The following is a 13,043-nucleotide window of genomic DNA, read 5'->3' on the forward strand; positions in this document are numbered from 1 at the left end:
GCGGACGAGGAGTGTTCGTGAGGATAGGGGAGCGTGCGAGCGGGGACAGTTCCGCCGCATCTCACTCGACCGACACCGCATCGAATCCGCAGGTATCGACCGACTCGGTCGCGCCGGCCGATCTGTCGTGGGCCGGGCGTGTGCGTGCGACGGTGCTCGCCTACATCGCGCTGACCAAGCCGCGTGTCATCGAGTTGCTTCTCGTCGCGACGATCCCGGTCATGCTGCAGGCCGACCGCGGCCACGTCGACATCGCTGTCATCGCTTTCACCCTGATCGGCGGTTGGCTCGGCGCCGGCAGTGCCAACACCCTGAACATGGTGGCCGACGCCGACATCGACAAGAAGATGAAGCGCACCGCCCGGCGTCCGCTGGCCCGCCGGGCCGTCTCGACACGCAGCGCTCTCGTCTTCGGTCTCGTGCTGTGGGCCGCGTCCTTCGCGGTGCTGTACTTCGCGGCCAATCTCCTGTCTGCGCTGCTCGTCTCCGCGACCATCCTGTTCTACGTCGGCGTCTACACCCTGATCCTCAAACGTCGCACCTGGCAGAACGTGGTGTGGGGCGGTGCCGCCGGATGCATGCCGACAATGGTGGGCTGGGCCGCGGTCACCGGCACGATCAGCTGGCAGCCGATCGTGCTGTTCGCCGTCATCTTCTTCTGGACGCCGCCGCACACCTGGGCGCTTGCGATGCGCTACAAGGAGGACTACAAGGCCGCCGGCGTGCCGATGCTCCCCGTCATCGCGACGGAGGAACGCGTCACCCGCCAGATGCTCGTGTACACCTGGCTCACCGTCATCAGCTCACTGTTGCTGATCCCGGCGACCAGCTGGATCTACACGGTGATCGCGCTCGCCGCCGGTGCGTGGTTCCTCGAGCGGGTCACCAAGCTCTACCGGGACACCAAACGCGGTGTCGAGGTCGCGCCCCTCAAGGTGTTCCTGCAGTCCAACGAGTACCTCGCCATCGTGTTCTGCGGTCTGGCGATCGACGCGGTCGTCGGACTGCAGACCATCTCGTCCTACTTCTGAGGCCGGATCAGACCCCTGCGGGCACCAGCACCGTCGTGCCCGTCGTGACGCGAGCTTCCAGATCTGCGTGGGCCGTCGCCGCGTCGGCCAACCGGTAGCGCTGTCCGACACGTACCTCGACGCTACCGTCGACGATCGCCGCGAAGTACTCGTCTGCCCGCCGGTGGAGCTCCTCGGACGTCGCGGTGAAGTGCGCGAGCGTCGGCCGGGTCACCGACAGCGATCCGGCGGCGTTGAGGCGCTGGAGGTCGAACGGCGGCACCGGACCGCTCGCCGCCCCGAAGAGCACGATGATCCCCCGGACCGCGGTCGACGCCAGCGATTGTTCGAAGGTGTCGGCACCGACGCCGTCGTAGACCACCGGGACCCCGCGCCCCTCGGTGAGGTCACGGACACGGGAGCTCAGGTCCGCGCCGTAGCGCAGAACATGGTCGGCACCCGCCGCACGGGAGAGTTCCTCCTTCTCGTCGGAGGACACCGTCGTGATGACCGTCAGTCCTCGGCGCTTGGCGAGCTGGGTGAGGATCAGCCCCACGCCGCCACCGCCGGCGTGTACGAGGACCGGATCACCCGCCTGGGGATGGGCGCTCCCGTCGAGAAGATAATGAGCGGTCAGACCGCGCAGCAACGACGACCCGGCCACCGCATCGTCGACGGCGTCGGGCACCGGGACCGCTTTCGACGCCGGGACCGCGACGAGCTCGGCGTAGGACCCGGGTGCCGCACACCACGCCACGCGCTGGCCCTCGTGCAACGAGGTCACGTCCGGGCCGGTGGCGACGACGACGCCCGAGCCCTCGGTGCCGGGAATGTACGGCGGCGTCGAGGGATAGAGACCGCGACGCAGGTAGGTGTCGATGAAGTTGACGCCCACCGCGGAGGTCCGGACGATCACCTCGTCGGCCGCGGGGATGGGATCGTCGACGCTGCCGAAGGTAAGGACATCGGGTCCGCCGTGGCGGGTCACCTGGATAGCACGCACGACACCGTTCTACACGCAGAAATCACCCCGGTATGCTGACCCCCATGACGAACACCACCGCCGACGAGAACTCGGACACGCCGCAGAAGATCGAGGCACCCACCGAGGTCGTCGCCTCGGTACGCAAGTTCGTCGCCCGCGAAGGTGGAAGCGCGAAGGTCGTCCTCCAGGCCATCGGCGATGCCGGCGTACGGATCACGCTGGTGGGCGACGCAAACGGCATCCTCGGTGACCGGGTCGTGCCGGATCTCGCGACCGCGCAGGCCGTGGTGGACGCGGTGGACGGTCTCGAGATCGCCGAATGGGACCGCGATCTCACGTCGGAGACGACGGTGTCGACTTCGCATTACCGCAAGATGGCTGGTTGGGTCGCGCGGCAGAAGCGCTTCCCGCGGGCGCGTAACCGCGCCATCCTCTGAGGTCCGACGTCGATCAGGCAGGCTCGCGCAGCGGGTCTGCCTTTTTCGTGACCGGGTTCTTCGGGATCGGGTTCCTGGCGATCACGAGCTGCCAGGTGGCGCCGATGAGTAGTACCGCGCTGCCGAACATGTGCGCGATGACGAGGGCTACGGGCAGGTCGGTCGCGAACTGGACGAACCCGATCACACCCTGCAGCAACAGGAGCAGCATGAACACCACTGCCGATCGCTGCTGCGGACGCGCGAAGACCCGCGCGTAGACAAGGGCCGCGATCGCGAGTCCGACGAGGGCGAAGACGGCATCGGCGTGCAGCTGTGTCGCGTTGCCGGGGTCGAGACCGTTGCGCGGGGCGTCCGCATCGCCGGCATGCGGCCCGGAGCCGGTCACGACCGTGCCGAGGTAGATCGTCACCCAGGTGACGAGGTAGACGAGCCAGGCCAGGTAGATGCCGAGTCGGCGGGTCGCCGTCGGAGGGGCGTCCGAGTCGAGGGCCTCGGGCTCGGCCGGAACGGGGTACGGGCGCATCCGGTAGACCAGCACGGTGGATGCCGACACCAACGCCATCGACAGCAGGAAGTGCAGCGCCACGACCCACGGATTGAGCTGGGTCAGCACCGTGATGCCGCCGATGACCCCCTGGAACGGGATGCCGAGCGCGATCAGGGTGACCAGCCACTTGTCCCGACGCGCCGACCCCGCGAGGCGCAGGACCGCGACCCAGGTCGCGATGGCGATGATGATCAGCACAAAGGTGAGCAGGCGGTTGCCGAACTCGATCGCGCCGTGCATGCCCAGCTCGCCGTGCGGCACGAACGATTCGTCGGTGCACCGCGGCCAGGTGGGGCAACCGAGTCCCGAGGCGGTCACACGGACCGCGCCGCCGGTCGCCACGATGCCCACGTTCGAGACGAGCAGGGCGATCGCCCAACGGTGCACGAATCGGGCTGTCGGCCGACCGAAGCCGGGGACGAACCGCCACGGGCCGGTCAGCGGACGGGGGGCGTCCCCACCGGACGCGGGTCGCTCGCCGGACCGGGACGTCGCCGGAGCGTTGGAAGTATCGGATGTCATCGGAATCGGAACCACCTCACCGCCAAGGTGCCGGCCACCGCGGCCCACACCAGCAAGACACCCACCCCGAAGGCGTCGAACGAACCCTCCGAGGCCATCTCGAGCGCCTCGCTCAGGGCCCCCGAGGGGATGCACCGCGCGATCCAGTGCACGGCATCGGGAATGTTGGAATCGACGACGACGAGACTGCCGAGGCCGATGAACGCGAACCAGAGCAGGTTCGCCAGCGCCAGGACCACCTCGGCCTTCAGCGTGCCGCCGAGCAGCAGACCGAGCGCAGCGAAGCAGGCGGTGCCGACCGCGAGCACGACCGCACCGATCAGCAGGCCGACCGGACTCGGCCGCCACCCGAACGCGGCACCGATCGCGCCGAGGATCACCGACTGCAGCGCGACCACGACGAGCACGGCGATCGACTTGCCCGCGATGATCCCCCAGCGCGGGATAGGCGTGGCGCCGAGGCGTTTCAGTGCACCGTAGCGACGGTCGAACCCGACGGCGATCGCCTGCCCGGTGAACGCTGTCGACATCACCGCCACGGTCAGGATCGCCGGGACGAACAAGGCCGCCCGCTCTGCCGGGCCGGCGCCGAGGCCGGTGTCGATCGGCAGCAGGCACAATCCGACGAGCAGCGTGATGGGGATGAACATCGTGAGGAGCAGCTGCTCGCCGTTGCGGAGCAGGAGCTTGAGTTCGAGGGTGCTCTGCGCCGCGATCATCGCCGGTAGCGACGCCGCACGGGGAGCCGGACCGAACAGGCCGTCGGGAAAGGTTCCGGCGGCACGGTCGGCGGGACGGGGGAGTCCGGTGGGTGCGGGTGAGGTCACGGTCGAAGAGTCCGTCCGGTCAGATCGAGGAAGACGTCTTCGAGGCTGCGCGTCTCGACGCGAAGGTCGGTCGCGAGGACGTTGATCTTGGCGCACCATGCGGTGACGGTCGCCAGCACCTGCGGGGTCATCGGACCGATCACGAGGTAGGAGCCGGGGGTCGCTTCCGTGCAGTGGTAGTCCTCCGGAAGCGCGAGAACCAACATCGACAGGTCGAGTCCGCGGGGTGCGGTGAAACGCAGTTCGTTCTCCGCCCCGGTGCTCGTGAGGTCGGCGGGCGTCCCGTCGGCGACGACTCGCCCGTGGTCGATGATCGCGACGTGGTCGGCGAGCTCTTCGGCCTCGTCCATCAGGTGCGTCGTCAAGAGCACGGAGGCACCGTCGGCCCTGAGCCGATCGATGAGTTCCCACACGACCAGGCGGGCGTGCGCATCGAGTCCCGCGGTCGGCTCGTCGAGGAAGACCAGTTCGGGTCGGCTGACGACCGCACACGCCAGCGCGAGGCGCTGTTGCTGTCCGCCGGACAGGCGTCGATAGGACGTACGCCGGACCTCGGTCAGTCCGAGTGCGTCGAGGAGGAACTCGGGGTCGATGGGATCCGCCGAGTACGCCGCGACCAGGCGCAACATCTCCTCGGCTCGAGCTCCCGGGTAGGCGCCGCCACCCTGCAGCATGACGCCGATCCGGCGTCGGAGCGCGTCGTTGTCGGCGATGGGATCGAGTCCCAGGACGCGCACGCTCCCGGCGTCGGGCGCGGTGAAGCCCTCGCAGATCTCGACGGTCGTGGTCTTGCCCGCGCCGTTGGGACCCAGGAGGGCCAGGATCTCGCCGCGTTCGAGGGTGAGGTCGAGCCGGTCGACGGCGGTGCGGTCACCGAAGCGTTTGACCAGACCCCGGACCTCGACGGCGGGAGGGGGCGGGGTGGGTGAATCCGTGGACGAGCCTCCGGACCCGGGATCGCGGAGCCGACGATCGTTCACCCGATCGTCGTCGCTGATCTGCCGAGAGGTCGTGCTTCGCACACAGGTCAGACTAGGCGCTCGGAGCCCAGGGACGAAAAACGGTGACAGGGCCCACCGTGCGCGTGCTCATCGCTGCGCCGATGCCGACGCGGCGGGGGCCTCGTCGTCGTCCGGTGACGGTCCGCGACGGCGCCGGCGACGGGGCGCACGGTCCTCGAAGAACAGTGCGGTGAGAACCGCGACCATGATCACGCCGGCCAGAAGTCCTTGTGCCAGTACTACTCCGCTCGTGTTGGAACTGGTGGGCATCACCACGATCGCGATGATCGCCGATGCGGCGATGGTCGAGATCCGGAACCAGGCACGGGTGGCCCAGGCGGCAAGCGGGATCACGGCCCAGAGGAGGTACCAGGCCTGGACGAACGGGAAGAACAGCACAACTGTGGCCATCGACACACCGAGCGCGCCGAGCGGATGGAGTCGGCCCCCGAGGGTGGCCAGCATCCACCGGACGATGAACAGGGCGGCGACGAGCTGTGCGATGGGTCGGGCCACCTCGAGGATCGCCTGCGTGTGTTCGCCGAGACCCAGGGTCACCCCGATCCGCCCGGTGGTCACCGACAGCAGCGTGGGCATCGACATCCAGGAGCGGACGATCTCGCCCGTCGACAATGTGCCGGTCCAGCCGAAGCCGAGGCCGGTTCCCAGCGAGATGCCCATCATCACGACGCCGAGGACCACGACGTAGAAGGCCGCGGACGCGCTCAGCATGTACACCGACCAGCGCGACCGGCCCCACCATTCGCGGATCGGGGCGTGACGGAGAGCGGGCAGCGTGGCGCCCCAGCGCATGGCCAGGGCGATGCCGACGAAGCCGAGCGCGAGCATCGATGTGACCTTGATCATCGCCGATGCCGCGAGCACGGCGCCGCCGGCGACGAGCAACCAACCCGCGCGGGTGGGGACGAACGTGCCCGGTCGGCGTAATCGTTCGGCGCCGTAGATCGCACGGAAGCTCAACTCGAGACCGACGAGCATCAGCCCGAGCATCAGGGCCTCGTTGTGGATGCCGCCCACGAGATGCAGGATGACCAGCGGATTCATCGCCCCGAGCCAGAGTGCGGCCACCGACGACACCCCGCATCGGCGGGCCAGTCGCGGGAGTGCCCAGACGATGAGGGCGACGCCGGTCAGCGCGACGATGCGGTGCAGGAAGATCGCGGCGGTGATGTTGTCGCCGGTGACCTTGGTGATGCCCTCACCGATCCAGAGGAAGAACGGACCGTAGGGCGCCGGGGTGTCGCGCCACAGGTTGGGGACCGACCTGGTCAGGATGTGGTCGACCCCCAGCCCACGGACCGGGCTCACCGAGTAGGGGTCCATGCCGCGGAACGCGATCGCGCTCTGCGCAAGATACGAATAGATGTCCTTGCTGAGCAGCGGGGGCGCCACGATGATCGGCGCGATCCACAGCATGAGGGTCCGATCGGCCTGGCGCCGGCTCATGCGGCGCTCGGGGCTCCGGCCGTGACGCACCTCGACGCTGAACCGGCCGACCGCGAACCGTCCGAGCAGCAGCCACGCGACCACCAGAGTGATCGCACCACCGATCGACAACGCGAGGGCGGTACCGAACATTCGTGACGGCAACGACAGGACCCGCATCCCGGCCACCGGGTTCTGCAGCACGGGTACCGCACCGGTCCCGAGGGCGCCGATGAGGATGAGGACCGAACCCGTGGCGCCGAACAGCTTGATGCGGCGCAACCGACGGGTCTCCTCGGCGTTGAGCGGTCCGACCTCGCGCTCGTCGTCGTGCAGACGGGCGAGCGTCTTGCCGTAGTCGCCGCGGTCGGTGTCGGCGGGAGCGGTGTCGGCGGGGCGCTGTTTGCGCAGTCCGAGGTAGTTCAGCACGGCGAGCAACCGGGTCCACACGAGTCCGAAGTAGTCCGGCACGCGGCGCGGAGCTGTGGTTTCGGGCACACGACGACTGTAATAGCCGGACGTGGTGGCCCGACGACCCCCTGCGCTAAGGGCACCCTTGCTGGCAGGTGGGAAGCAATTACGTCACACTCGTGTTGTGAAAACCATGCGGAACGATGTTGTGCTGTCTTCGGACAGTGCCGGCGCCGTGCCCTCCGCTGGTACGGGCGTCGCTGGAACGACCGGTGCCGCCGACACGCACCACGACGGTCAGACGCGTGAGGCCGTGGTCACCTTGCTCGTCGAGGACGGACCCCTCACCGCGGGTGAGATCGGCGAGCGTCTCGGGATCTCGGCGGCCGGAGTCCGACGCCACCTCGACGCCCTCGAAGGTGCGGGAGACATCGAAGTCGCCTCGCCGGGATTCGGCCAGCGCGGCCGGGGCCGACCCGCGAAGTACTTCCAGCTCACCGCCACCGGGCGCGGCAAGATGCGGCACGCATACGACGACCTCGCGGGCGCGGCCATGCGCAAGCTCCGTGACCTCGGAGGCACGGACGCGGTCGCCGAATTCGCCCGCGAACGCGTCGAACGCATCGTGGCCGATGTCCGTCCCAGCACCGATCCGGTGACGGTGGCCGACACGGTCGACGAGATCGCCGATGCCCTCACCAGCGCGGGGTACTCGACCAACACACGTCAGGTCGGGACCGGCCTGCAGATCTGCCAGCACCACTGCCCGGTGGCGCACGTCGCCACCGAGTTCCCGGAGCTGTGTGAGGCGGAGACCGCGGTCTTCACCGAACTCCTCGGCACGCACGTCCAGCGCCTGGCGACCATCGCCAACGGTGACTGCGCCTGCACGACCCATGTGCCGATCCACCCGCCGCCGGGTGGGGCGCACGAGGACAGACCCGATCGACCAGGGGCCGCGGCGGACCTCGATATCCAGCCCGTATCGCGCCGCGCGACCTCTGCACCGACACCGAACGCCATGACAACCCGAAAGGCCACGCGATGACTGTCACCGATCCGGCCACCCCGACCCCCGCGGCGCCCCTCACCCAAGAGGAGACGATCGCCGCCCTCGGCAAGTACGGCTACGGCTGGGCCGACTCCGACGTCGCGGGCGCGAGCGCCAAGCGCGGACTGTCACCGGCGGTCGTCGCCGACATCTCGGCGAAGAAGAGCGAACCCGAGTGGATGCTCGAACAGCGCCTCAAGGCGCTGAAGATCTTCGACAAGAAGCCCATGCCCGGCTGGGGTGCGGGTCTCGAGGGTATCGACTTCGACAACATCAAGTACTTCGTGCGCTCCAGCGAGAAGCAGGCCGCCACGTGGGACGACCTGCCCGAAGACATCAAGAACACCTACGACAAGCTGGGCATCCCCGAGGCGGAGAAGCAGCGGCTGGTCTCCGGTGTCGCGGCGCAGTACGAGTCCGAGGTCGTCTATCACTCGATCCGCGAGGACCTCGAGCAGCAGGGCGTCATCTTCCTCGACACCGACACCGCGCTCAAAGAGCACCCGGAGATCTTCCAGCAGTACTTCGGGACCGTCATCCCCGCGGGTGACAACAAGTTCTCCGCACTCAACACCGCGGTGTGGTCGGGCGGCTCGTTCATCTATGTGCCGCCGGGCGTCCACGTCGACATCCCGCTGCAGGCCTACTTCCGGATCAACACCGAGAACATGGGCCAGTTCGAGCGCACGCTGATCATCGTCGACGAGGGTGCCTACGTGCACTATGTCGAGGGCTGTACCGCGCCGATCTACAAGACGGATTCACTGCACTCCGCGGTCGTCGAGATCATCGTGAAGAAGGGCGGCCGGTGCCGCTACACGACCATTCAGAACTGGTCGAACAACGTCTACAACCTGGTCACCAAGCGAGCCAAGGCCGAGGCCGGCGCCACCATGGAGTGGGTCGACGGCAACATCGGCTCCAAGGTCACCATGAAGTACCCGGCCGTGTGGCTGACCGGTGAGCACGCCAAGGGCGAGGTCCTCTCGGTCGCGTTCGCGGGTCCCGGACAGCACCAGGACACCGGTTCCAAGATGGTGCACCTCGCTCCGAACACCTCGAGCAACATCGTCTCCAAGTCGGTGGCCCGCGGTGGCGGACGCGCGTCCTACCGCGGTCTGATCAAGATCAACAACGGCGCTCACGGAAGCCGCTCGACGGTGAAATGCGATGCGCTGCTCGTCGACACGATCTCCCGCAGCGACACCTATCCCTACGTCGACATCCGCGAGGACGACGTGACGATGGGACATGAGGCGACCGTGTCCAAGGTGAGCGACGACCAGCTCTTCTACCTCATGAGCCGTGGCCTCACCGAGGACGAGGCGATGGCGATGGTCGTCCGCGGCTTCGTCGAGCCGATCGCCAAGGAACTCCCGATGGAATACGCGCTCGAGCTCAACCGCCTGATCGAGCTTCAGATGGAAGGAGCTGTCGGCTGATGGCCGATCCCACACTGCCCGTGTCCACCCCTGGTTCCCAGGCGCCCGTCGTCAACAAGGGTGAGCTGTTCACCTCGTTCGATGTCAACGCGTTCGAGGTGCCCAGTCCTCGCGAGGAGGCCTGGCGCTTCACCCCGTTCCGTCGGTTGCGCGGTCTGCACGACGGGTCCGCGCAGCGGACCGCGGAGGCGGGCGTGGAGGTGACCACCCCCGGGGATTCCGACGGCGTGACGGTCGAGACCGTCGGCCGGGACGACAAGCGTCTCGGCGAGGGCGGCGTGCCGTTCGACCGTGTTGCCGCACAGGCGTACTCGTCGTTCACGCAGGCGACCGTGGTGACCGTGGGCCGCGAAGTCGAGCTCGCCGACCCGGTCACCATCACGGTGACCGGTCCCGGCGAGGGTGAGACCGGGTTCGGTCACATCCAGATCCGCCTCGAGGCGTTCGCCCGCGCGGTGGTCGTCCTCGACCAGCAGGGCAGCGGAACCTTCGCCGAGAACGTCGAGTTCGTCGTCGGCGACAGCGCAGCGCTCACCGTGGTCAACGTCCACGACTGGGCGGATGACGCGGTGCACGTCGCCACGCACCACGTGCGCGTGGGCCGTGACGCCGTGGTCCGCCACTTCGCGATCAGCTTCGGCGGCAACCTCGTTCGGCTGTCACCGATCGTCCACTACGACGCGCCCGGTGGCGACGTCGAGATGTGGGGTCTGTACTTCGCCGACGCCGGCCAGCACCTCGAGCAGCGTCTCCTCGTTGATCACAGTCAGCCGCACTGCCGGTCCAACGTGGTCTACAAGGGTGCGCTGCAGGGTGATACGTCGGGCGACCGCTCCCGCGAGGCCCACACCGTGTGGATCGGCGACGTGCTCATCCGGGCCGAGGCCGAGGGCACCGACACCTTCGAACTCAACCGCAACCTGGTGCTCACCGACAATGCCCGGGCCGACTCGGTGCCGAATCTCGAGATCGAGACCGGCGAGATCGTCGGGGCAGGCCACGCGAGTGCCACCGGACGATTCGACGACGAGCAGCTGTTCTACCTCCAGGCCCGCGGTATCCCGGAGGATCAGGCGCGTCGCCTGGTCATCCGTGGCTTCTTCGGCGAGGTGATCGCCAAGATCGGTGTCCCGGAACTCCGCGAACGTCTCTCCGCCGCAGTCGAACGCGAGCTCGAGATCGCCGGCGCCTGACCGCCCGTCGCGCCAGCCCACGAACATTCCACAGCCTGAGAAAGAACCGACATGACCACACTGGAAATCCGTGACCTGCACGTCGACGTCGTCCAGAGCGACACCGACGCCGAGCCCATTCACATCCTCAAGGGTGTCGACCTGACCGTGAAGTCGGGCGAGACCCACGCCATCATGGGACCCAATGGTTCCGGCAAGTCGACGCTGTCCTATGCCATCGCCGGCCATCCCAAGTACGAGGTGACCTCCGGATCGATCACCCTCGACGGCGAAGACGTCCTCGAGATGAGCGTCGACGAGCGCGCCCGCGCGGGCCTGTTCCTGGCGATGCAGTACCCGGTCGAGGTCCCCGGGGTCTCGATGTCGAACTTCCTGCGCACCGCCGTCACGGCCGTGCGTGGTGAGGCGCCGAAGCTGCGTCACTGGGTCAAGGAGACCAAGGAGGCGATGACCGCGCTCGACATCGACCCGTCGTTCTCGGAGCGGAGCGTCAACGAGGGATTCTCCGGCGGTGAGAAGAAGCGCCACGAGATCCTCCAGCTCGACCTGCTCAAGCCGCGCATCGCAATCCTGGATGAGACCGACTCCGGCCTCGACGTCGACGCGCTGCGCGTGGTGAGCGAGGGCGTCAACCGCTACAAGGAGCGCGACAACGGCGGCGTCCTCCTGATCACGCACTACACCCGTATCCTGCGCTACATCAAGCCCGACTTCGTGCACGTGTTCGTCAACGGCCGAGTCGTCGAGTCCGGCGGTTCCGAGCTGGCCGACGTGCTCGAGGAGAAGGGCTACGAGCGCTTCACCTCTGCGGCCAAGGCCGTCTGAGACCCTCTCGCCCGCCCGGAATTCTCGACCGTTCCGACTACCTCAGCACAGGAGGTGCTCTGGTGACACTCTCGACCGAGGTGACCGCGTCGGCACTCGACGTCGCCGCGCTGCGGGCCGACTTCCCGATCCTGTCTCGCACGGTGCGTGACGAGAAGCCGCTGGTGTACCTGGATTCGGGCGCGACCTCACAGCGGCCGGTCCAGGTACTCGACGCCGAGCGGTACTTCCTCACCCACCACAACGCCGCCGTGCACCGGGGTGCCCATCAGCTCGCCGAGGAGGCGACCGACGCCTACGAGGACGCGCGCGAGGTCATCGCACAGTTCGTCGGGGCGTCGTCCGAGCGGCTCGTGTTCACCAAGAACGCGACCGAGGCGCTGAACCTGGTGGCCTACACCCTCGGCGACCCGCGCTCGGCTCCCGTTCTGGGTGGTGCACCGCTCGGACCCGGCGACACCGTTGTCGTGACGGAGCTGGAACATCACGCCAATCTCGTGCCGTGGCAGGAACTCTGCCGCCGCACAGGTGCGACTCTGCGCTGGTACGGGGTCACCGACGACGGCCGGATCGACCTCGACTCGCTGGTGCTCGACGAGACGGTGAAGATCGTCGCGTTCACCCATCAGTCGAACGTGACCGGCGCGGTCGCCGATGTGCCCGAGCTCGTCGCCCGGGCGCGCGCTGTCGGCGCGCTGGTCGTGCTCGACGCGTGCCAGTCGGTACCGCACATGCCGGTCGACTTCCCGGCACTCGACGTCGACTTCGCCGCCTTCTCCGGGCACAAGATGTTCGGACCCAGCGGGGTCGGAGCCCTCTACGGCAAGGCCGACCTGCTGAATGCGCTGCCCCCGTTCATCACCGGCGGTTCGATGATCGAGACGGTCACCATGGAGGTGTCGACCTACGCGCCTGCGCCGCAGCGCTTCGAGGCCGGTGTTCCCATGACCTCGCAGGTCGTCGGACTCGGCGCGGCTGTCCGCTACCTCGAGACCCTCGGTATGAACGCGGTGGCCGCCCACGAACATGACCTCACCGAACGCGCACTCGAGGTGCTCGGCGCCATCGAGGGTCTGCGCATCGTCGGTCCGGCCACCTCTGCGGACCGCGGGGGAGCGGTGTCGTTCCTCGTCGACGGCATCCACGCCCACGACCTCGGTCAGATCCTCGACGACGAAGGCGTGGCCATCCGGGTCGGCCACCACTGCGCGTGGCCGCTGCATCGTCGCTTCGGCGTCGCCGCCACCGCTCGTGCATCCTTCGCCGCGTACAACACGTTCGCCGAGGTCGATGCGCTCGGCGCCGCGATCGTCAAGGCGCAGAAGTTCTTCGGGACGGTCTGA

At 68.0% G+C, this 13,043-nt stretch carries 12 protein-coding genes; 7 read left to right on the forward strand and 5 right to left on the reverse strand.

What is annotated here, in order from left to right; genetic code table 11:
- Nucleotides 1–17 precede the first annotated feature (17 nt).
- Complete coding sequence (locus ACFW3F_RS03125) at nucleotides 18–1,031, forward strand: heme o synthase (RefSeq protein WP_388054222.1); 1,014 nt, start codon at nucleotides 18–20, stop codon at nucleotides 1,029–1,031.
- Between the two features lie 7 nt (nucleotides 1,032–1,038).
- On the opposite strand, the gene ACFW3F_RS03130 is transcribed toward ACFW3F_RS03125, so the two are convergent.
- On the reverse strand, nucleotides 1,039–2,013 hold the full coding sequence (locus ACFW3F_RS03130) for a quinone oxidoreductase family protein (protein ID WP_388054224.1): 975 nt from the start codon (nucleotides 2,011–2,013) through the stop codon (nucleotides 1,039–1,041).
- A 32-nt stretch (nucleotides 2,014–2,045) separates the two neighbouring features.
- On the opposite strand from ACFW3F_RS03130, the gene ACFW3F_RS03135 reads away from it, so the two are divergent.
- Nucleotides 2,046–2,432: a hypothetical protein gene (locus tag ACFW3F_RS03135; protein ID WP_388054226.1), complete on the forward strand. Its 387-nt coding sequence runs from the start codon at nucleotides 2,046–2,048 to the stop codon at nucleotides 2,430–2,432.
- 13 nt (nucleotides 2,433–2,445) lie between these two features.
- Here the strand turns inward: ACFW3F_RS03135 and ACFW3F_RS03140 are convergent, their stop codons facing one another.
- The 4 genes from ACFW3F_RS03140 to mptB form a co-directional block, all read right to left on the reverse strand.
- Nucleotides 2,446–3,504 (reverse strand): heme A synthase, encoded by a 1,059-nt coding sequence (locus tag ACFW3F_RS03140; protein ID WP_388054228.1) that lies wholly within the window; start codon nucleotides 3,502–3,504, stop codon nucleotides 2,446–2,448.
- Nucleotides 3,501–4,331 carry an ABC transporter permease gene (locus ACFW3F_RS03145; RefSeq protein WP_388054230.1) on the reverse strand — a complete coding sequence of 277 codons (831 nt, stop codon included), beginning with the start codon at nucleotides 4,329–4,331 and terminating at the stop codon, nucleotides 3,501–3,503. Before ACFW3F_RS03145 ends, ACFW3F_RS03140 begins: the two co-directional genes overlap by 4 nt.
- The gene (locus ACFW3F_RS03150; protein WP_388054232.1) at nucleotides 4,328–5,353 is read right to left on the reverse strand and encodes an ABC transporter ATP-binding protein; all 1,026 of its coding nucleotides are present in this window, start codon (nucleotides 5,351–5,353) and stop codon (nucleotides 4,328–4,330) included. The genes ACFW3F_RS03145 and ACFW3F_RS03150 overlap by 4 nt, the downstream gene beginning before the upstream one ends.
- A 66-nt stretch (nucleotides 5,354–5,419) precedes the next feature.
- Entirely contained in the window at nucleotides 5,420–7,249 is a 1,830-nt protein-coding gene (gene mptB, locus ACFW3F_RS03155) for a polyprenol phosphomannose-dependent alpha 1,6 mannosyltransferase MptB (protein ID WP_388054546.1), read from the reverse strand.
- Between the two features lie 133 nt (nucleotides 7,250–7,382).
- Here mptB and ACFW3F_RS03160 point away from each other — a divergent pair, with 133 nt between their 5' ends.
- From ACFW3F_RS03160 to ACFW3F_RS03180, 5 genes are all read left to right on the forward strand, one after another.
- Nucleotides 7,383–8,237, forward strand: a complete 855-nt coding sequence (locus tag ACFW3F_RS03160; RefSeq protein WP_388054548.1) for a helix-turn-helix transcriptional regulator — start codon at nucleotides 7,383–7,385, stop codon at nucleotides 8,235–8,237.
- Complete coding sequence (gene sufB, locus ACFW3F_RS03165) at nucleotides 8,234–9,682, forward strand: Fe-S cluster assembly protein SufB (protein ID WP_388054234.1); 1,449 nt, start codon at nucleotides 8,234–8,236, stop codon at nucleotides 9,680–9,682. Before ACFW3F_RS03160 ends, sufB begins: the two co-directional genes overlap by 4 nt.
- Entirely contained in the window at nucleotides 9,682–10,875 is a 1,194-nt protein-coding gene (sufD, locus tag ACFW3F_RS03170) for a Fe-S cluster assembly protein SufD (protein WP_388054236.1), read from the forward strand. Before sufB ends, sufD begins: the two co-directional genes overlap by 1 nt.
- A gap of 51 nt (nucleotides 10,876–10,926) precedes the next feature.
- Entirely contained in the window at nucleotides 10,927–11,700 is a 774-nt protein-coding gene (gene sufC, locus ACFW3F_RS03175) for a Fe-S cluster assembly ATPase SufC (protein ID WP_388054238.1), read from the forward strand.
- Between the two features lie 62 nt (nucleotides 11,701–11,762).
- The gene (locus tag ACFW3F_RS03180) at nucleotides 11,763–13,043 is read left to right on the forward strand and encodes a cysteine desulfurase (protein ID WP_388054240.1); all 1,281 of its coding nucleotides are present in this window, start codon (nucleotides 11,763–11,765) and stop codon (nucleotides 13,041–13,043) included.

The sequence above is a fragment of the Gordonia sp. NPDC058843 genome, from assembly GCF_042743165.1.
In the GTDB taxonomy this organism is placed as follows: domain Bacteria; phylum Actinomycetota; class Actinomycetes; order Mycobacteriales; family Mycobacteriaceae; genus Gordonia.